Source organism: Vibrio sp. D173a (assembly GCF_030248475.1).
Window position 1 is genome coordinate 1 of record NZ_JAHGAH010000842.1, and the last position, 817, is coordinate 817.

An 817-nucleotide genomic window follows, 5' to 3' on the forward strand; every position below is an offset into this window, starting at 1 on the left:
TTTCGATGAGCTGGCTTGGTGCTAGTGATGTTACTGTTCTTGCCAATCTTTCTTCATTCGTTCAACAACAGACTCAGGCACACCGTGAATGTTGCCATACTGTTCACGGCACACCTCTATCACAAGTTCTGCGCCATGTTTACGTGCCATTTTTCGATACGCTTTCATTTCCCACTGTTTGACAAACGTGTTCGAGACCACCACATCAAGCCCTTGTTTTAAGGCCTCTTCCGTACGCTTTTGACACCACGCATGCGCTTGCGGAAGTAAAACCGGATCGAAACAGTAGACACCTTGGTCATTTACAAAATACATATCGGCTTCCACATGGAAAGCATCCAGAGATTTTGCTCTCGTCGATTTACCAGAACCGGGTAAGCCTCGAATTAAGATAAGTTTCAAACTTTTACTCACCCTTAGCTAAAAATAACGCGAAAGCAGAATGTTAACGTATCTGAGGCCAGAATCATAAACCTAGATTATTAAGCGCTGCTTTAAGTTTCAACGACCAACACATGTTTGCTCAACCGCTTCAATACTGGCTCCTTAACAACAGTCCTGTTTAGGTGCTTTGTAGATTCAATAACGAAATATTTACAAAGGTGCGTTTTATATGTCGACAAGCGTCACAATATATTATAGATTCAGAAGTATAGACGTCTAAATATCTAGCTTAGGGAGAAAGCTGTGCCTATCCGCATTCCAGACCAATTGCCAGCGAGCGATGTTCTTCGCGAAGAAAACATCTTTGTTATGCCGCTATCAAGAGCATCGACACAGGAAATCCGTCCACTTCGAGTCTTGATCCTCAACCTAA

2 protein-coding genes are annotated in these 817 nt (G+C 42.8%); one reads left to right on the top strand and one right to left on the bottom strand.

Features of this window, described 5'->3' with window-relative positions; genetic code table 11:
• Positions 1-30: 30 nt before the first annotated feature.
• The gene (locus KIV40_RS29710; RefSeq protein WP_285352848.1) at positions 31-402 is read right to left on the bottom strand and encodes an ATP-binding protein; all 372 of its coding nucleotides are present in this window, start codon (positions 400-402) and stop codon (positions 31-33) included.
• 285 nt (positions 403-687) lie between these two features.
• Here KIV40_RS29710 and KIV40_RS29715 point away from each other — a divergent pair.
• Positions 688-817, top strand: a 130-nt coding sequence (locus KIV40_RS29715) for a homoserine O-succinyltransferase (RefSeq protein ID WP_285352850.1), incomplete at its 3' end; no start/stop codon positions are given.